The 18614-nt window shown below is 72.7% G+C and carries 14 protein-coding genes; 9 read left to right on the forward strand and 5 right to left on the reverse strand.

What is annotated here, in order from left to right; translation table 11 throughout:
• Window positions 1–63: 63 nt before the first annotated feature.
• The 3 genes from J8403_RS27295 to J8403_RS27305 all read right to left on the reverse strand — a co-directional run bounded on the left by J8403_RS27295 (window position 64) and on the right by J8403_RS27305 (window position 2707).
• Complete coding sequence (locus tag J8403_RS27295; RefSeq protein WP_425519835.1) at window positions 64–873, reverse strand: phosphatase; 810 nt, start codon at window positions 871–873, stop codon at window positions 64–66.
• Window positions 874–1013: 140 nt separating this feature from the next.
• Entirely contained in the window at window positions 1014–2405 is a 1392-nt protein-coding gene (locus J8403_RS27300) for a DEAD/DEAH box helicase (RefSeq protein WP_211125472.1), read from the reverse strand.
• Window positions 2406–2503: 98 nt separating this feature from the next.
• Complete coding sequence (locus J8403_RS27305) at window positions 2504–2707, reverse strand: cold-shock protein (RefSeq protein ID WP_010986199.1); 204 nt, start codon at window positions 2705–2707, stop codon at window positions 2504–2506.
• A 295-nt stretch (window positions 2708–3002) separates the two neighbouring features.
• Between J8403_RS27305 and J8403_RS27310 the strand changes: the two genes are divergently transcribed.
• From J8403_RS27310 to J8403_RS27320, 3 genes are all read left to right on the forward strand, one after another.
• On the forward strand, window positions 3003–3302 hold the full coding sequence (locus J8403_RS27310) for an SCO5918 family protein (protein ID WP_211125473.1): 300 nt from the start codon (window positions 3003–3005) through the stop codon (window positions 3300–3302).
• A gap of 152 nt (window positions 3303–3454) precedes the next feature.
• Window positions 3455–3826, forward strand: a complete 372-nt coding sequence (locus tag J8403_RS27315) for an ArsR/SmtB family transcription factor (RefSeq protein ID WP_211125474.1) — start codon at window positions 3455–3457, stop codon at window positions 3824–3826.
• A 3-nt stretch (window positions 3827–3829) separates the two neighbouring features.
• A complete protein-coding gene (locus tag J8403_RS27320) occupies window positions 3830–4459 on the forward strand; it encodes an SRPBCC family protein (RefSeq protein WP_211125475.1) in 630 nt (209 codons plus the stop codon).
• Here J8403_RS27320 and J8403_RS44615 read toward each other — a convergent pair.
• On the reverse strand, window positions 4344–5303 hold the full coding sequence (locus tag J8403_RS44615) for a gluzincin family metallopeptidase (protein ID WP_343245311.1): 960 nt from the start codon (window positions 5301–5303) through the stop codon (window positions 4344–4346). The genes J8403_RS27320 and J8403_RS44615 overlap by 116 nt on opposite strands.
• Before the next feature lie 304 nt (window positions 5304–5607).
• Between J8403_RS44615 and J8403_RS27330 the strand changes: the two genes are divergently transcribed.
• The 5 genes from J8403_RS27330 (at window position 5608) to J8403_RS27350 (ending at window position 12853) form a co-directional block, all read left to right on the forward strand.
• Window positions 5608–6531 (forward strand): alpha/beta hydrolase, encoded by a 924-nt coding sequence (locus tag J8403_RS27330; protein ID WP_211125476.1) that lies wholly within the window; start codon window positions 5608–5610, stop codon window positions 6529–6531.
• 82 nt (window positions 6532–6613) lie between these two features.
• On the forward strand, window positions 6614–7867 hold the full coding sequence (locus tag J8403_RS27335; protein WP_211125477.1) for an acyltransferase family protein: 1254 nt from the start codon (window positions 6614–6616) through the stop codon (window positions 7865–7867).
• Window positions 7868–7877: 10 nt separating this feature from the next.
• Window positions 7878–9233 carry a sensor histidine kinase gene (locus J8403_RS27340; RefSeq protein WP_246586009.1) on the forward strand — a complete coding sequence of 452 codons (1356 nt, stop codon included), beginning with the start codon at window positions 7878–7880 and terminating at the stop codon, window positions 9231–9233.
• On the forward strand, window positions 9230–9907 hold the full coding sequence (locus J8403_RS27345; RefSeq protein ID WP_211125479.1) for a response regulator: 678 nt from the start codon (window positions 9230–9232) through the stop codon (window positions 9905–9907). Before J8403_RS27340 ends, J8403_RS27345 begins: the two co-directional genes overlap by 4 nt.
• Window positions 9908–10072: 165 nt before the next feature.
• Window positions 10073–12853 carry a glycosyl hydrolase family 65 domain-containing protein gene (locus tag J8403_RS27350; protein ID WP_211125480.1) on the forward strand — a complete coding sequence of 927 codons (2781 nt, stop codon included), beginning with the start codon at window positions 10073–10075 and terminating at the stop codon, window positions 12851–12853.
• 139 nt (window positions 12854–12992) lie between these two features.
• Here the strand turns inward: J8403_RS27350 and J8403_RS27355 are convergent, their stop codons facing one another.
• On the reverse strand, window positions 12993–13985 hold the full coding sequence (locus tag J8403_RS27355) for a helix-turn-helix domain-containing protein (protein ID WP_211125481.1): 993 nt from the start codon (window positions 13983–13985) through the stop codon (window positions 12993–12995).
• Window positions 13986–14343: 358 nt separating this feature from the next.
• Between J8403_RS27355 and J8403_RS27360 the strand changes: the two genes are divergently transcribed.
• Window positions 14344–18552, forward strand: a complete 4209-nt coding sequence (locus J8403_RS27360; RefSeq protein ID WP_246586382.1) for an ABC transporter ATP-binding protein — start codon at window positions 14344–14346, stop codon at window positions 18550–18552.
• Window positions 18553–18614 lie beyond the last annotated feature (62 nt).

Here is an 18614-nt window from a genome sequence, read left to right on the forward strand (position 1 = left end):
CCGCCGGGCGCCCGCGGGGGCGGCCAGGGCCCGCCGGGCGTCTGCCGCGGCGGCCCGGCGCCGTCAGAACTGGGCCGACAGCCCCGCCGCGTCCAGCAGGTACGCCGTCATCGGGTCGTAGAACCGCGGGTTGGTGACGTGGTCGTCCAGCGGGACCACCACCGACAGCGTGCCCTCGGACTCGCCGAGGAAGAGCGCCGGGTCGTTGCAGTCCGCGTAGCCGACCGCGTCGATGCCCCGTTGGCCCGCGCAGCCCGCCCAGCCGTGGTCGGCGACCACCAGATCGGGCAGCGGCCGCCCCTCGTGGGCCAGCCCGTCGAGGATCGCCGCCATGGGCGCGGGGGAGTGGGTGTGCCACAGCGTGGCGCCCCGCTCCAGCATCGCCACATCGCAGAACTGGAAGACGTACCCCTCGTCCGCCTGCAGCCCGCCCGGGATCTCCACGATCTCGCAGCCTGCGGCCCGCAGCGCCGCCGCCGTGGCCCGGTGGACCTCCAGCAGCCCGCCGGGATGCCCGGTGGCGAACAGCACCCGCTCGTTCGCCTCCGCCGCCTTCCGCAGCACCGAGGCCATCCGGTCCAGCGCGCCGACCGTCAGCTCCGGGTCGATCGTGTCCTGTCCCGAGCGGTACTCCGGGTCGTCCACCACGCCGCACCGCTCCGCCATGACCGCCAGCACGTCCTGCTCGTCGGTCCAGCGGTCGCCCAGTTCCAGGCCGAGCCAGTAGTGGCGGTCGCCGTTCGCGAGCTTGCGGTAGTGGGAGAGGTTGTTCTCACGAGGAGTGGCGACATCGCCCGCGATGCGCGTACGGATGAGGTGGTCGATCAGTTCGGCACGGCTGGGCACGGAGCTGGGTATCGGCATGTGGCCCATTGTCGCCTCTCCGACGGGGGAATGGGGACATCCGCCGCCGGTCGGGCGTGATGCGACCATGGCGAAATTCCGGATGTCGGCCCGGACGGCCGCCGCCCGGGCCCCCGTATCGGGCCTCACGCCCGGGCCCCGTATCTGGCCTAGCGGCCGGGCCGACGGCTCCGGCCGGAGCGGCGGGGGGCGCCGGGGCGGCGCGCACGCTGCGGTTGGGGCTGGGGCGCGCTGATGATCACGGGCACGCCGGAGGGTTCCTGGGCGCCGGTGATCCGGGTGAGTTCGGGGTCGGCGGAGTGGACCTGGGCGGTCTGCGGGGTGATGCCCGCGTCGGCCATGAGACGGCCCATCTCCCGGCGCTGGTCCGGGGTGACCAGCGTGATGACGCTGCCGGATCCGCCCGCGCGGGCGGTGCGGCCGCCGCGGTGCAGATAGTCCTTGTGGTCCGCGGGCGGGTCGACATTGACGACCAGATCGAGATCGTCCACATGGATGCCCCGGGCCGCGACGTTCGTGGCCACCAGCGCGGTGACATGGCCGGACCTGAACTGGTCCAGGGTCCGGGTGCGCTGCGGCTGGGACTTGCCGCCGTGCAGCGCGGCCGCCCGGACGCCGCTGGTCAGCAGATGCCGGGTGAGCCGGTCGACGGCGCGCTTGGTGTCCAGGAAGAGGATGACGCGGCCGTCCCGGGCGGCCACCCGGGTGACGACGGAGCGCTTGTCGGTGTCCGCGATGTGCAGGACGTGGTGCTCCATCGTGGTGACGGCACCGGCGGACGGGTCGACCGAGTGCACGGCCGGGTCGTCGAGGAACTGGCGCGTCAGCTTGCTGATGTCATGGTCGAGGGTCGCGGAGAACAGCAGGCGCTGGCCGTCGGCGGGGACCTGCCGCAGCAGCCGGGTCACCTGGGGCAGGAAGCCCATGTCGGCCATCTGGTCGGCCTCGTCGAGGACGGTGGTGCGCACCTGGTCCAGCCGGCAGTCGCCGCGTTCGATCAGGTCGTAGAGGCGCCCGGGGGTCGCGATGACCACCTCCGCGCCCTTGCGCAGGGCATCGGCCTGGCGGTTGATCGACATGCCGCCGACCACCGTGGCCGCACGCAGCCCCAGCCGCCGGGCATAGGGGGTGAGCGCCTCGGTGACCTGCTGGGCCAGCTCCCGGGTGGGGACCAGCACCAGTGCGAGGGGGCTGCGGGGCTCCGCGCGCTGCCCGGCGGTGCGGGCCAGCAGGGCGAGGCCGAAGGCGAGGGTCTTGCCGGAGCCGGTCCGGCCACGGCCCAGTACGTCCCGGCCGGCGAGTGCGTTGGGGAGGGTGGCCGCCTGAATGGGGAACGGCACGGTGACGCCCTGCTCGGTCAGCTCCGTGATCAGCTCCTTCGGCATGTCGAGCTCGGCGAAGGAGGAGACGGCGGGCAGCACCGGGGTGGAACCGGGCGCAAGGGCGAATTCACCCGCGCCGGATGGGCGGGGGCGCCCACTGACGGCGGAACGGGAGGGGACGGGTTTTTTGCGGCGGTGCGAGCGGGTGGTTCGGGTCAACGCGGTGCCTTTCGGCTGGGCGTGGTCTGTGGAAATGCGTACGAGCCGGGGCCCGCACCCCTTCAGGTGCGGGCCCCGGCTCGTGACAGGCGCTGCTATCAGGCGGGAACGATGTTCTCGGCCTGCGGGCCCTTCTGGCCCTGCGTGACGTCGAAGGTCACCTTCTGGCCTTCCTGCAGCTCACGGAAGCCCTGGGTGGCGATGTTCGAGTAGTGGGCGAAGACGTCGGCGCCGCCACCGTCCTGCTCGATGAAGCCGAAGCCCTTTTCCGCGTTGAACCACTTCACGGTGCCAGTAGCCATGTCATTCTCCTTTTTGCTGGGATCGGTCCGGAACGCGCAGGAAACGCGCCCCGAGTCGCCGAAATGACCCCATCCGGAAATGACCGGCGGAAACAAAAAATGCGCCGGACGCTACATATCGTCAGGCGCACACAAGTCCATGGGTACCAAAACTGCAACTAGTAAGGACCCTATCACGTGCCACCTCGGAACGGCGGGAACCACGTGAGCGATTTTTGCCGCCGGGCTGTGCCATCCCGCTGCGAGGTGTGACACGCTGGTCGTCCCGGCTCCCTTCTCTCCCCGTTGAGGCACTATGCGCTGCATCATCGCCAATTTCGCCTTCGACCTGACCGCGCGCGAGGTGACGGACGCGATGAGCGGCGTCAGCCCGGAGCCGATCACCGGCCCATCGGTCCAGATCGGCCGTCGTGCCTACCCGGTCAAGCAGGTCGGAGCCGTGGTCACCCGCCAGGACCGCCGCGATTTCACGGCGGGCGAGGTGATCCGGGCGATGACGCGCCTCGGCTTCACCTGTCACCCGGCGCCCGCGGTCGCGGCGGCCGACCCCGTCGAGACCGCCTCGGACCTTCTGGGCAAGCCGCTGGAGGGCTGACACCCGACGGTGCGGCGCGGGCGCGGTAAGGGCGTCGAGAAGGCGCTGACCTCCTGCGCTGCCGCGAGCGGGCCACATCATCGGCCGTCCATGGCGGCCATGCACGAACTTAAGCGTTGACTTATATAAGCGGCGACTGTCATAGTCCTGGCGTGCACGCACTCGATGTCCTCGGAGACCCCGTTCGGCGCCGGATATTGGAGCTGCTGGCCGCGGGGGAGCGATCCTCCGGCGAGGTCAGCACCGTGATCCGGTCTGAGTTCGGCATCTCGCAGCCCGCCGTGTCACAGCATCTGCGGGTGTTGCGGGAGGGCGGATTCGCCTCCGTACGGGCCGAGGGCACACGGCGGTTATACGCCGTCGAGGCCGCGCCCCTGCGGGAGGTCGACCGGTGGCTGGACCAGTTCCGGGGCTTCTGGGAGCAGCGGCTGGACGCGCTGGGGACCGAACTGGCGCGGGGCAAGCGCCGGCGGCGGCTCGATCAGGAGCGTGGCGGCGACAGTCGAACCGGTGAGGAAACATAAGTCATGAGCGAGATCGTCGACCAGATCAACGACGTCCACCGCGAGGCCGGCACCCGTCAGGTGCCCGACGGCGAGGCCCGTACCGTCCTGCTGCGGCGCACCTACGACGCCGCGATCGAGGACGTATGGGACGCGTGCACCGATCCGCAGCGGATCAGCCGCTGGTTCCTGCCGGTGAGCGGCGACCTGAAGCTCGGCGGCCACTACCAGCTGGAGGGCAACGCGGGCGGCGAGATCCTGCGCTGCGAACCCCCGCGGCTGCTCGCGGTGAGCTGGCTGTTCGGCGAGAACCCCGGCTTCAGCGAGGTCGAGGTGCGGCTGAGCGCCGAGGGCGAGGATCGGACCGTCTTCGAACTGGAGCATGTCGCCGTCGTACCGCCCGAGATGTGGGACCAGTTCGGCCCCGGCGCGGTCGGCGTCGGCTGGGACGGGGCACTGCTCGGCCTCGCCCTGCATCTGGTGGGGCAGACGCCCGCCGACCCGGAGGCCTGGCAGACCTCGGACGAGGCGCGGGAGTTCATGACCCGCTCCAGCGCGGCCTGGGGCGCGGCGCACGAAGCCTCGGGGGCTCCGGCGGAGGTCGCGGCCGCGACGATGCGGGCGACCACGGAGTTCTACGTACCCCAGGGGTAGTCGTCTGACCCGCCGTGCGGGTCCGCCGTGCGGTGCTCCCGGGGCGGGTCACAGCTTCAGCCGTGCCGCCACCGGCAGATGATCGCTGTCGGTGGCGGGCAGCGTCCAGGACGAGCGCGGGTCCACGCCGCGGACGAGTATGTGGTCGATCCTCGGCTTGGAGGTCCTTCGGCGCGGTGACGCGGAAGGTGAACCGGGCCCTGTCGGTCGGGTAGTCGTTGGCGGGGAAGAACATATGCGCCCGGTCCGGCCGGCCGAACACCACGAAGCCGTCCTTCTTGTTCACCCACGGGGTCAGGCGTGGTGCGGGACTGGTCGGGTCGCCGGGCCGGGTCCGGTTGTCGCTCCGGTCGACGCGGTAGGCGATGTTCACCTCGAACGGCCGGCCCTTGCCGAGCGCCTGCCGCGGCGTGATGTCCAGCTTCTCGCCCGCCTTGTCCACGGCGAAGCGGGCCGGCTCGCCCTGGACGGTGACCGTCTCGATCTCGTCCACGGCCGCGTCGAGGCTGAACCGGGACAGCGCCTGGGTGGCGGTGGCCCGGATCCGCACGGAGGAGTCCATCAGCGTGGTGCCGGGCCGGTAGGTGTAGCCGACGTCGTACGAGTGGACGTCGTAGCCGCCGTTGCCCAGATACGGCAGCAGCCGGTCACCGGCGCTCCGGGCGTCGGGGGGGCCGGGTCGCCCGCGGAGGCACCGGCCCCGCCGGGCGGACCGGCCGCGACGGTCGCCATCGCCGCCGTCGAGGCCGCCATGGCCATGAGCACGGTACGGCGGCGGCGCGCCCGGTGGTGGGTGGGGGCAGGGGACATCGTGACCTCCTACGGTGAGACCGGTGCGCCGCATCGGCGCACCGGCGTCACCTTGGGCGAAGGAGATCTCCGCCCCGGCGGAGCGGGGCCTCCGGAGCCGCTCGGCTGTGCATCAACCGCGTATCGGCCGTAGCCGCGTATCAGCCGTCACCACGTAGGTACCGGCCGTCGGCCCGGGCACCGTCGCGGCGCGCAGGGCGATCACCGCGGCGGCCCGACCCCCTACCCGTCATACCTGGGGACTACCGCGCGGATGCACTCCCCGGTGGGACGCCAACCACACGGCCGACTCCATAACTTCCGTACTCACACCAGCTGTCGGTACGGAAGGAACAGCCATGGCGTCCCGTCTTCGCCGCGCCCTGCTCGTGGCGCTCGTCACCACCTCGGTGGTGGTGCCCCTGATGGGGGCCGCAGGGCCGAGCGAGGTGCCGGCGCCCGCACCCGTGGCGCTGGGGCCCGTGAGCGTCCAGGGGCTGGACCACCGGTACGCGGCCAACCGGGAGGGGATCGGGGCGGCCGAGGCGATGGCGGCCCGGCACGGCGACCGCGCGCGGGAGCGGGCGCTGCGGAAGATGCGGAAGCCGTCGCGGCACTTCCTGTCCTTCGACGGGCGGGACGGCGGCCGCGCCGTCGAGGTGTACGGGGACCTGGGCCGGGCCACACGCGTCGCCGTACTGGTGCCGGGGTCGGACACCAACCTGGAGACATACGACCGGTTCCGGGCCGGGGCCCTCGCGCTGAGCCATCAACTCGGCAGCCGTACCGCCGTCGTCAGCTGGCTCGGGTACAAGACGCCGGGCACCGTGGGACCCGAGGTGCTGACCACGGGCCTGGCCGCCGGTGCCGCTCCCCGACTGGCCGCATTCGTACGGGAGTTGAACGCGGCCAAGCCCCGGGCCCGGATCTCGCTGCTGTGCCACTCCTACGGTTCGGTGGTCTGCGCCCGAGCCGCGCGGGGGCTGAACGCCGCGGACATCGTCCTGTACGGCAGCCCCGGGACCGGGTTCGACGACGCCCGGCAGCTGCACACCCGGGCCACCGTCTGGGCCGGGCGGGGCGGGAACGACTGGATCGGCGGGGTGCCGCATGTGCGGATCCGGCTGCTGGGCACGACCGTCGGCTTCGGGACCGATCCCGTCTCCGGGCGGTTCGGGGCACGGAAATTCGACGCGGGGGACGTCGGGCACAGCGACTATCTCAAGCCCGGATCCGCCGCCCTGGCGAGCATGGGCCGGATCGTGGAGGGCCGCTATGCGTGACACCGTGCGTACGCCTGACACCGTTCGTAGGAGCGCGGGGCTTCGCCCGCGTGACACGGCTCGTACGCGTGACACGTTCCGTTTGCGTGATCTCGTGCGGCGGATCGAGGCCGCCACCCCGCCCGACCGCGACCGCGCCGTGGACGCCCTGCGGGCCCTCGCCATCCTCGGCGTGGTGCTCGGCCACTGGCTGGTGACCGCCCTGGTCGCCGACAGCGGCACCCTGCGCGCGGCCAGCCCGCTGCTGTACCAGCCCGAACTCACCCCCGTCTCCTGGGCGTTCCAGACCCTCGCGGTGTTCTTCCTGGTCGGCGGGCAGATGGGTGCCAAGAGCCACGCCAGTGCCCGCGCCCGGGGCATCGGCTACCGGCGGTGGCTGCGCGCCCGGCTGGCCCGGCTGTTCCGGCCCGTCGCCGCCGTGCTCGCGGTGTGGGCCGTGGCGGCGGGGGCGATGCTCGGCTCCGGGGTGAGCCTGCTGACCGTGCACACACTGCTCAAACTCGTCCTGTCCCCGCTGTGGTTCCTGCTGGTCTACGCGGTGCTCACGGCCGCGACCCCGCTGGTGGCGCGGCTGCATCCGCTGTGGCCGCTGGCCGTCGTGCTCCATGTCGACCTGATCCGGTTCGGCTTCGGCGGCCCGGCCTGGCTCGGCTGGATCAATCTGGCGGCGGGCTGGCTGGTCCCGTACTGCCTGGGCGCCACCTGGGGCCGGGGCCTGCTGCGCGGCCGGACGGCCGGGTGGGTGCTGCTGATCGGGGGCGCGGTGGTCACCGCCGGGCTGGTCCTGTTCGGCGGCTATCCGGCGGCGATGGTCGGGGTGCCCGGCGCCCCGGTCTCCAACCTCAACCCGCCCACCCTGGCGGCCGTCACCTTCGGTCTCACCCAGTGCGGCGCGGCCCTGCTGCTGCGCGGCCCGCTGCGCCGGGTGCTGGCGCGGCCCGCCGCGTGGGCGGCGGTGGCGCTGGTCAACCTCTCCGCGATGACCGTGTTCCTGTGGCACCAGACGGCGATGATGGCGGTCAGCGTGACCACACTGCGGCTGTACGGGCCGCTGCCGGGGCTGCACACCGTGCCCGACGGCCTCGGCTGGGTGCTGACGCGGCTGTGCTGGCTTCCGGTGTTCGCGGGGGCGCTGCTGATCTGCTGGGCGGCGTTCCACACCTACGAGGCGGGACGGCCGCCCAAGGGCGGCGGCGGGGTCGTCCGCGGTGGCGGGGTCGTCCGCGGTGGTGGCGGCGTTCGCGGTGGTGGCGGCGTCACTCGCGGTGGGAGCCGCGTCGTCCGCGAGGGGCGGTTGGCCCGGGAGGCCCGGCAGGTGGAGAAGCCCGGTGTCTAGAGTCAAGGGCATGACGGGCGGGCGGATGGCGGACCGGCTGGCGGAGGGGGCGCGCGCCCTGCCGCGCACGATGGGCGAGAGGCTGCGCGCGGCGCCGGGCATCCTCCGTGCGGACCTGTGGACGATGCGGCGGGACCCGCTGCCGCGGATGCGCTGGCTGGGCCGGCTGCCCCATGGCCATGTGGTGTTGTTCGCGGTGCTCATGGCCTGGCTCAGCATGGCGCAGTTCCAGGAGCCCGCCCGCCCGGGGACGGCCCAGGACCCGGTGCCCATGATCGGTTTCGTGGTGCTCGAAGCGCTGGCCGTCCAGGTGGCGCTGACCCGCCCGATAGCGGCGTGGTGGCTCTCGACCGCCATGCTGTTGGTGACGGCGCTGGAGGTGGACGGCCGCGTCCCCGTATACGTGCTCTACCCCTGGAACTACGGCCAGATCGCGCTGCACACCGTCGTGCTGCTCCTCCTCGCGCTGCGGGTCCGCCCCCGGATCGCCGCCGAGGCGCTGATCCTGACCCTGCTGGTGGGGGTGGCCACCGCGGCCTTCGCCACCCGGCCCCATACGGATGGCCTTTACGAGGCGTTCGTGTCCTTCACCACCGCCGTGGTGGTGGGGGCCGCGCTGCGCGGCCGCCGGGTGGCGCGGCGGCGGCTGGTCGAGCAGGAGGAGCTCACCGCGGAGGAACGGGCCCGGCGCACCCTGCTGGAGGAGCGCAACCGCATCGCCCGCGAGCTGCACGACGTGGTCGCCCACCACATGTCGGTGATCTCCATCCAGGCGCAGGTCGCCCCGCATCTGGCCGAGAACCCCTCCGACGACCTCAAGGAGAACCTCGCGGGCATCCGCCAGAACGCGGTCGAGGCGCTGGCCGAACTCCGCCGCGTGCTGGGCGTGCTGCGCTCCGAGGACGCCCTGGCCGACGGCGCCCGGCACGCCCCGCAGCCCACCCTGGACCGGCTGGACGAGCTGGTGGGCACGGTGCGCGGGACCGGAATCACGATCCTTACGGATGTCACGGGGGAGCGGCGGCCGCTGCCGCCGGGCGTCGAGCTGTCGGCGTTCCGCATCGTGCAGGAGGCGCTGAGCAATGTGATGCGGCACGCGCCGGGCTCCCAGGCGCGGGTGGAGCTGGGGTACCAGCGGCGCGGGCTCACCGTCCGGATCGTCAACACGACCCCGGACCGGCCCGCCCCGCCCTCGCCGGGCGCCGGGCACGGGCTGCTCGGGATGCGGGAGCGCGCTGCGATGCTAGGGGGTGAGCTGACCACCGGCCCGACGCCGGACGGCGGTTACGAGGTGACCGCCGTGCTGCCCACGCACCACCCCGACCCGTCCACCGCCGCGACCGAAACCGCCGAGGACCCCGTATGACGACGACCATCCGCGTTCTGATCGCCGACGACCAGATGATGGTCCGCCAGGGCTTCACGGTGCTCCTCAACGCCGAACCGGACATCGAGGTCGTCGGCCAGGCGGTGGACGGTGCCGACGCAATCGAGCAGGTCGCCGAGCTGGCCCCGGACGTGGTCCTGATGGACATACGGATGCCGGGAGTCGGCGGTATCGAGGCCACCCGCCGGCTCACCGAACCCGCCGGGGCCACCGTCAAGATCCTGGTCCTCACCACCTTCGACCTCGATGAGTACGTCTACGAGGCGCTGCGCGCGGGCGCGTCCGGGTTTCTGCTGAAGGACGCCTCGGCGGACGAACTGGCCCATGCGGTGCGGGTGGTGGCGGCCGGGGACGCGCTGCTGGCGCCCAACATCACCAAGCGCCTGATCGGCGAGTTCTCCCGGGTGAGCGCCGCCGCCCCGCGCGGTCCCCTGCGGGACCGGGTGGGCGCTCTGACGGAGCGCGAGACCGAGGTGCTCACCCTGATCGCCCAGGGGCTGTCGAACGCGGAGATCGCCGCGCGGCTGGTGGTGGCCGAGCAGACCGTGAAGACCCATGTGAGCCGGATCCTGTTCAAGCTGGGGCTGCGCGACCGGACCCAGGCGGCGGTCTTCGCGTACGAGACGGGGCTGGTGCGCCCGTCCGCGTTCTGACGGGCCCGGGACGCCTGGCGCCGGCGCACCCGGCAGGCGTATTGATCGTGTTCTCTCATGTGAACTCACGTTCAGATATTGAAGACATCACGCCATCCATTGACCTGTCGTGTTCACCTCTTTATCGTCACCGGGACCGTCATCGGCCCACCACGACGGAGAACAATGACGTACTCCCCCCTCCGGCCGCCCCGGCCTGCCCGGCTGCTCGCCCCGCTGCTCGTCTGCGGGCTGATCGCCGCCGTGCCCCCGGCGTCCGCCGCCCCCGAATCCGACCCCGCCCCGGCGGCCGACGCCGCCGCCGGCGGGGACTGCACGCGCGGGCCGTCCGACGGCTGGGCGCTCTCGTCCGGCCGTATCGACCCCAAGGACAGCTCCCACGCGTATGTGGGCAACGGCTATCTCGGGCAGCGGGTGCCGCCCCAGGGGACCGGGTACTCCGGAGGGGGCGACAAGACCGGCTGGCCGCTGTTCACCCCCCGCTACGACGGCGCGTTCGTCTCGGGCCTCTACGCGCACAACGCGAAGACCACCGAGAACCGGCAGGTCGCCGCCGCCATCCCCACCTGGTCCACACTGAACGTGGCCACCGGGGGCGCCGGTTCGGAGACCTTCGGCTCCCGGACGCCCGCCGGGCGGATCTCCCACTACCGGCAGACGGTCTTCATGCGCTGCGGGCTGGTGCGGACCTCGCTCACCTGGACCGCGTCCGACGGACGCGCCACCGACCTCACGTATGACATCGTCGCCGACCGCGCCAACGCGCACGTGGGCGCCGTAAGGATGCGGATGACCCCGCACTGGGGCGGGGACGCGACCGTCACCGACCTCCTCGACGGACGCGGTGCGCGGCGGATGAGCGGGACCGGCGGTGGTGCCCACAAGGGCGGCACGGTCGATGTCGGCTTCCGTACGGACGGCACGAAGACCGACGGAGCCGTGGCCTCCACACTGCGGCCGGGCCCGGGAGTCCGGGCGGGCGAGGCGAGGGCAGAGGAGACAGAGGAGACAGAGGGGACAGAGGGGTCGGAAGGGCCGGAGGGGTCGGAGGCGGCGCGGAAGCTGTCCGCGCGCCAGGCCCTCCGCTTCCCCGTCCGTCCGGGCCGTTCCTATGAGTTCACCAAGTACGTGGGCGTGGACACCGCGCTGACCTCCCGCACCCCGCGCGCCGACGCCCGCGCCGCCTCCCGCCGCGCGGCGGACCAGGGCTGGGACGGGCTGTTCGCCGCGCACAGCGCCGCCTGGCGGCGGCTGTGGCGCTCCGATGTCGAGGTGGCCGGGCGGGGCCGGAACGACCTCCGGGACTGGGTGCGCTCCACGCAGTACGGACTGCTCTCCGCCACCCGCGCCGGCTCCCGGAACAGCATCTCCCCGACCGGGCTGAGCAGCGACAACTACGGCGGGCTGATCTTCTGGGACGCCGAGACCTGGATGTACCCCGGGCTGCTCGCCACCCATCCCGAACTCGCCAAGTCGGTGGTGGAGTACCGCTACAAGACCCGCGCGGGCGCCCGCGCCAACGCCCGCAAGCTCGGCTATCCCGGCCTGTTCTACCCCTGGACCAGCGCGAGCAAGGGCGGACTGTGGACCGAATGCCACAGCTGGGACCCGCCGCACTGCCGCACCCAGAACCACCTCCAGAGCGATATCGCCCTGGCGGCCTGGCAGTACTACGAGGCCACCGGCGACACCCGGTGGCTGCGCGGACGCGGCTGGCCGGTGCTCAAGGGGATCGCCGAGTTCTGGGCCGGACGCGCCACGCACAACGCCGACGGCAGCTACTCGATCAAGAACGTGGCCGGTCCCGACGAGTACAGCAACGGCGTCGACGACGGTGTCTTCACCAACGCCGGAGCCGCCACCGCGCTGCGCGACGCCGCCCGCGCCGCCCGCGTCCTCGGCCGTGCGGCGCCCGCCTCCTGGGCCCGGATCGCGGACAGGCTGCGGATTCCGTACGACAAGAAGAAGCGGGTTTTCCAGCAGTACGACGGCTATAAGGGCTCGACCATCAAGCAGGCGGACACCGTGCTGCTGATGTATCCGCTGGAGTGGCCGATGTCCGGTACGTCGGCGGCCAGGACCCTCGACTACTACGCGGCCCGCACCGACCCGGACGGCCCGGCCATGACGGACTCGGTGCACGCCATCGACGCCGCCGCCATCGGCGAGCCCGGCTGCTCCACGTACACCTACCTCCAGCGCTCCATCAAGCCGTTCGTGCGCGGCCCCTTCGACACGTTCTCGGAGGCGCGGGGCGAGAAGGCGGGCGCGCAGGACCCCCTGTCCGGCTCCCCGGCGCAGGACTTCCTCACCGGTAAGGGCGGCTTTCTGCAGGTCTTCACCCACGGTTTGACCGGGATGCGGATGGGCGAGGACGGGGTGCGGCTCGACCCGATGCTGCCGCCGCAGCTCCACGACGGCGTCACCCTGCGGGGGCTGCACTGGCGGGGCCGCACCTACGACGTGGCCATCGGCCCGCACCAGACGACCGTAAGGCTGACCGAGGGCGCGCCGATGCGGATCGACACCCCGCGGGGCGGAGCGCAGCTCGTGAGCCGGGGAGCGCCCGCGGTGCTCAAGACCCGCCGCCCGGACCTCGAGCCGACCGACAACGTCGCGCGCTGCGGAAAGGCGACGGCGAGCACGGAGGAGCCCGGGATGTACGCGGGCGCCGCCGTGGACGGCAACGCGGCCACCGCCTGGGTCCCCGACGCGGCACAGGGCACGCTCACGGCCGATCTCGGCCGCGCCGTACGGCTGGCGAAGGTCAGCCCGGAGTGGACCCGCACTCGGCCCGCCTCCCACGAGGTGCGGACCTCGCTCGACGGCCGCCACTGGCGGGAGGGGACGACCGGCCCGGCCCGCTACGTCCGCGTGACCGTGCGGTCGGCGGACGACAAGAAGCGCGCGGGCATCGAGGAGTTGCGGGTGACCCGGGCCAAGTGAGGGCCCGGCAGGCGGGGCAGTGCGTTCTGTGCACAGAGGATCAAGGCACTGTGCACAGAACGCCAATGACATCCCGGCCCCGTTCGGCCCATGCTGATCAGTGACGGGTGAGCTGGGGTTACCACGGGGGGAGCCCCGCTCACCTGTTCGTCCACAGCGCCGTATGGCGGAAGTCCCGAGGGGGGATGCCATAGGCGCCGCGGAAGGCACGGCTGAAGTCCGCGGCGTGGCCGAAACCCCAGCGGGCGGCGATGACATGGATGGGGGTGTCGCGCAGGGCGGGGTCGGCGAGGTCGCGGCGGCAGCGCTCCAGGCGCTGGGCGCGGATCCACGCGGAGACCGTGTGCCCCTGCTCCTCGAAGAGGCGGTAGAGGTACCGGAGCGAGATGTGATGGGCCGCGGCGATCGACGCCGGGGTGAGCCCCGGGCTGTGCAGGTTCTGCCGGACGAATTCCTCGATGCGTAACCGCAGGGTGCGCCGACGGCTCTCGGGGGTGAGCCGGTTCTCGGCGCGCGCCTCGGCACCGGCGTCCAGCTCATGCGCGAGCAGCGCGTTGAGCAGATCGACGGCGACGGTGCCGAGGCGCGGTGCGTCGGCCGGGCCGTAGTGGCCGGATTCGGCGGCCAGCCGGGTGAGGAAGTCGGCGAGCATGGCCCCGATGCCGGACCGCCCGGACAGCCGCTGCCCGAGCAGCCGGTTGAGCTCGGCCGCCGGGAACGGCAGCAGCGAGGGGCTGAGGGTGATCGACATCCCGTCGACCCTGCCGCGCTCGCACACCGCCACGTACGGCGTGGAGGTCGAGGTGAGCATGAGCTGCCGGGGGCCGACCGTGGCTTCGGTGTCCCCGTGGCGCACATCGCTCTCGCCGCGCAGGGTGAGCCGCAGATGGTAGAGCTCCGGGTCGGAGCGCCGGATATGGGCCGCCGTCCGCTCGTTGCGCAGTGACGGTACGGAGGTGGAGGTCAGCATCACCTCGCCGAGGCTCACTCCGCCCCGTACGCTCGCGCGGAAGTCGTGCTCATGGTCGCTGCGGAGCTCCATCGGGATCGCCGTCAGCTCGCACAGGGCGCGCCAGGCCGCGAATCGCTCCTCGGGCGGGATGTCGTCGATCTGGAGTCCCGTCACGATCATCACCCTTTCGCCGTACGGTGGTGAGCTTTTCGGTGGACGCGACCTTAGACGGCACTGCTAAGTGTTTGATGAACGGTCCGGTATTGAACAGTCCGCTTTTGGGCGATTCCGCGAACACGTATCCGGGCGGGGGCGGAGCGGGCCGAGGGGGCGGCCCGGCCGGATGTGACCCGGTCCGATTGTTGCCGAAGGATGAAATCCGCACATCAGTGTGTTGGTGCCTTCCGGAAGCGTGTGCGGATCGGGAGGTCAACGGGTGGCGGACGTAGCGACGGACGCAACGGATGAAACGGGCAAAAGGGATAAGAGTGGGTCAGATGCGGACGGGCCGACCGCCGGGCAGGGCTGGGTAAGGCGGCTGTTCGGCTACTGCTGGCTGTACCGCAAGGACGTGCTGCTCGCCCTCGGTGCCTCGCTCGCCGGCATGGCCGTCATGGCGCTCGTCCCGCTGGTGCCGAAGCTGATCATCGACGATGTGATCGTCCAGCACGACCGGTCGCTCGCCCCCTGGGCCACCCTGCTGATCGTCGCCGCCCTCGTGGTGTACGTCCTCACCTATATCCGCCGCTTCTACGGCGGGCGGCTCGCCCTCGACGTCCAGCACGCCCTGCGCACCGAGATGTACGCGTCCATCGCCCGCTTCGACGGCCGACGGCAGGACAACCTCTCCACCGGCCAGATCATCGGCCGGGCCACCAGCGACCTCCAGCTGATCCAGGGCCTGCTCTTCATGGTGCCGATGATGATCGGCAACATCCTCCTCTTCCTGGTCTCGCTCGTCGTGATGGCGACGCTCTCGCCGCTGCTCACCGTCGTCGCCCTCGCCGTCGCCCCCGCCCTGTGGATCCTCGCCTCGCGCAGCCGCATCCGGCTCTTCCCCGCCACCTGGTACGCCCAGGGGCAGGCGGCCGCCGTCGCCGGGGTCGTCGACGGGGCCGTGACCGGTGTCCGGGTGGTCAAGGGGTTCGGGCAGGAGGCGCAGGAGACCGACAAGCTGCGGGCGGTCGGCCGCCGGCTGTTCGCCGCCCGGCTGCGGACCGTACGGCTGAACTCCCGCTACACCCCCGCCCTCCAGGCCGTCCCGGCCCTCGGTCAGGTGGCCATGCTGGCGCTCGGCGGCTGGATGGCCACCCGCGGCCAGATCACCCTCGGCACCTTCGTGGCCTTCTCGACCTATCTCGCCCAGCTCGTGGGCCCGGTGCGGATGCTCACGATGCTCCTGACCATCGGGCAGCAGGCGCGGGCCGGGGTCGAGCGGGTCTTCGAGCTCATCGACACCGAGCCGGTCATCGACGAGCGCCCCGGCGCCCGGGAGCTTCCCGAGGACGCCCCGGCGACGGTCGAGTTCGACCGGGTGAGCTTCGGCTACGACCCCGAGCGCCCGGTGCTCTCCGAGGTGTCCCTGCGGATCGAGCCGGGCGAGACCCTGGCCGTCGTGGGCGCCTCCGGAAGCGGCAAGTCGACGCTGTCCATGCTGCTGCCGCGCTTCTACGACGTGTCGTCGGGCGCGGTGCGGATCGGCGGCCACGATGTGCGGGAGCTGACGTACGACTCGCTGCGCGGGGCGGTCGGGCTGGTGCCGGAGGACAGCTTCCTCTTCTCCGACACCGTGCGCGCCAACCTCGCCTACGGGCAGCCGGACGCGAGCGAGGAGCGGATCCGGGCCGCCGGCCGCGCCGCGCAGGCCGACGGCTTCATCTCCGCGCTGCCGGGCGGCTATGACACCGAGGTCGGCGAGCAGGGGCTCACCCTCTCCGGCGGCCAGCGCCAGCGGCTGGCCCTGGCCCGCGCGATCCTCACCGACCCCCGGCTGCTCGTCCTGGACGACGCCACCTCGGCGGTGGACGCGCGCGTCGAGCACGAGATCCACGAGGCGCTGCGGGGCGTCATGGCGGGCCGTACGACCCTGCTGATCGCCCACCGCCCCTCCACGCTCGCCCTCGCCGACCGCATCGCGGTCCTGGACCGGGGCCGGGTCGTGGACGTGGGCACGGATGAGGAGCTGAGGGCGCGGAGCGCCGTCTACCGGCGGCTGCTGGCGGACGGGTCCGAGGCCGTCGCCGCCCGGGGCGACGGCCCGGGCCACGCGGTCGTGCCGCCGACGGCGAACGGCCCCCGGCCGTGGCCCGGGGCCGACGGCCCGGCCCCGGACCGGGCCGAGCCGCGCGGCGGCGACGCCTCCGCGCACGCGGTGGGCCTCGCCGGGGCGTTCGGCGGGGAGTCCGCCGCGACGGGGCTGGCCGAGCCGGGCATCGACGGCGGGCCGTCCGCGGACGGCGACGGCGCGGCGCATGACCGCGAGGAGTGCCCGTGCCCGACGACGGGTCTGCGGGCGCGTGGTGGGGACGATCCCGAGCACGCCACTGGTGAGGCGGCCCGTGACGGGGCGGCGCCCCAACCGTGGATGCCGTCCGACGGGCAGGGGCGGAGCCGTTCGTACGGCGGGGACGACCCCGCGCACGCCGTTCGCGAGGCGGACAGCACCGTCCGTGCGCTGGACGGGGACAGCACCGTCCGTGCGCTGGACGGGGACAGCACCGTCCGTGCGCTGGACGGGGACGGCACCGTCGGCGCGCCGGACGGGGCCGGGACGGGCCGCCCACCGGGCCCGAGCCGTGGCGGGGTGACCCCCGAGCTATGGGTGCGGCCCGATGGTGACGGCCGTAAGGACGACACGGCGGCCGGACCGGGAGCCGCGGCCGTGGCCGGGCCCGGGATCGCCGGGGCGCTGTCCGGAATGCCCGCCACCCCCGAGCTGCTCGCCAAGGTCGCCGCCCTGCCGCCCGCCACCGACACCCCCGACATCGACGAGGAGCAGGCCGCCCGCCCCGAGGAGAGCTACGGGCTGCGGCGGCTGCTGCGCGGCTTCGGGGCGCCGCTGGCGGTCGCGTTGCTGCTCGTCGCCGTGGACGCGGTCGCCGGGCTGCTGCTGCCGGTGCTCATCCGGCACGGGATCGACCAGGGCGTCCAGCGGCTCTCGCTCGGGGCGGTGTGGGCCGCCTCCGGGCTCGCGCTCCTCGTCGTCCTCGTGCAGTGGGCCGCCCAGATCGGCGAGACGCGGATGACCGGGCGGACCGGTGAACGGGTGCTCTACGCACTGCGCGTCAAGATCTTCGCGCAGCTGCAGCGGCTCGGCCTCGACTACTACGAGCGCGAGCTGAGCGGCAAGATCATGACGCGGATGACCACCGACGTCGACGCGCTGTCCACCTTCCTCCAGACCGGCCTGGTCACCGCCGTCGTCAGCCTGCTGACCTTCTTCGGCATCCTGGTCGCGCTGCTCATCATCGACGTGGGCCTCGCGCTGGTGGTCTTCCTGACCCTCCCGCCGCTCATCATCGGCACCGTGGTCTTCCGGCGCCTCAGCGTCAAGGCGTACGAACTGGCCCGCGAGCGCGTGAGCGTGGTCAACGCGGATCTGCAGGAGAGCGTGGCGGGGCTGCGGATCGTGCAGGCGTTCCGGCGCGAGCGCTCCGGCCGGGAGCGGTTCGCGGCGCGCAGCGACGCCTACCGCCAGGCGCGGCTGCGCGGTCAGCGGCTGATCTCGGTGTACTTCCCGTTCGTCCAGCTGCTGTCGTCCGTGGCCTCCGCGCTGGTGCTCATCGTGGGCGCCGGGCGGGTCGGGGACGGCACGCTGACGGCGGGCGCGCTGGTGGCCTATCTCCTCTACATCGACCTGTTCTTCGCCCCCGTCCAGCAGCTCTCCCAGGTCTTCGACGGCTATCAGCAGGCCTCGGTGTCCCTGGGCCGCATCCAGGAGCTGCTGCGCGAGCCCACCACCACACCGGTCGCCGACGATCCGCGCGAGGTGCGCACCACGCGCGGCGAGATCGCCTTCGACGATGTGCGGTTCCGGTACGGGGACGACGAGGAGGCGCTGGCGGGCATCTCGCTCACGATCCCCGCGGGGCAGACGGTGGCGTTCGTCGGGGAGACCGGGGCCGGTAAGTCCACCCTGGTCAAGCTGGTGGCCCGGTTCTACGACCCGACCGGGGGCGCCGTGCGGGTGGACGGCGCGGATCTGCGCGAGCTCGACCTCGCCGGGTACCGCGGCCACCTCGGGGTCGTCCCGCAGGAGCCGTATCTCTTCCCCGGGACGGTGCGCGACGCCATCGCCTACGGACGGCCCGGCGCGAGCGACGCGGAGGTGGAGGCCGCCGCGCGGGCGGTCGGCGCCCATGCCATGGTGGCGTCGCTGGACGGTGGCTATCTGCACGAGGTCTCCGAGCGCGGGCGCAATCTCTCCGCCGGGCAGCGGCAGTTGATCGCACTGGCGCGCGCCGAGCTGGTGAACCCGGACATCCTGCTGCTCGACGAGGCCACGGCCGCGCTCGATCTGGCCACCGAGGCGCTGGTCAACCAGGCCACGGATCGTCTGACGGGACGGCGCACCACGCTGGTCGTCGCCCACCGGCTGACCACCGCCGCTCGTGCGGACCGGGTGGTGGTCCTGGACCACGGCCGGGTCGTCGAGGACGGCACTCATGAGGAGCTGGTGGCGCGGGACGGCCGGTACGCCGCGCTGTGGCGCACGTTCATGGGCGAGACGGCCCCTGCGACTGTCTGAGCGCGCCGTTGGAAGTGCCCCAACCTGGCGTCGACCGTCTGCGGCGCCGTCGTGGCGGGTCG

This window comes from Streptomyces yatensis, from assembly GCF_018069625.1.
GTDB lineage: Bacteria > Actinomycetota > Actinomycetes > Streptomycetales > Streptomycetaceae > Streptomyces > Streptomyces yatensis.

Coding starts and splice junctions, on each gene's coding strand:
- J8403_RS27330 (WP_211125476.1), top strand. CDS start 5,608: ATGGCGTCCCGTCTTCGCCGCGCCCTGCTCGTGGCGCTCGTCACCACC.
- J8403_RS27305 (WP_010986199.1), bottom strand. CDS start 2,707: ATGGCTACTGGCACCGTGAAGTGGTTCAACGCGGAAAAGGGCTTCGGC.
- J8403_RS27310 (WP_211125473.1), top strand. CDS start 3,003: ATGCGCTGCATCATCGCCAATTTCGCCTTCGACCTGACCGCGCGCGAG.
- J8403_RS27320 (WP_211125475.1), top strand. CDS start 3,830: ATGAGCGAGATCGTCGACCAGATCAACGACGTCCACCGCGAGGCCGGC.
- J8403_RS27350 (WP_211125480.1), top strand. CDS start 10,073: ATGACGTACTCCCCCCTCCGGCCGCCCCGGCCTGCCCGGCTGCTCGCC.
- J8403_RS44615 (WP_343245311.1), bottom strand. CDS start 5,303: ATGCGGCGCACCGGTCTCACCGTAGGAGGTCACGATGTCCCCTGCCCC.
- J8403_RS27340 (WP_246586009.1), top strand. CDS start 7,878: ATGACGGGCGGGCGGATGGCGGACCGGCTGGCGGAGGGGGCGCGCGCC.
- J8403_RS27295 (WP_425519835.1), bottom strand. CDS start 873: ATGGGCCACATGCCGATACCCAGCTCCGTGCCCAGCCGTGCCGAACTG.
- J8403_RS27355 (WP_211125481.1), bottom strand. CDS start 13,985: ATGATCGTGACGGGACTCCAGATCGACGACATCCCGCCCGAGGAGCGA.
- J8403_RS27345 (WP_211125479.1), top strand. CDS start 9,230: ATGACGACGACCATCCGCGTTCTGATCGCCGACGACCAGATGATGGTC.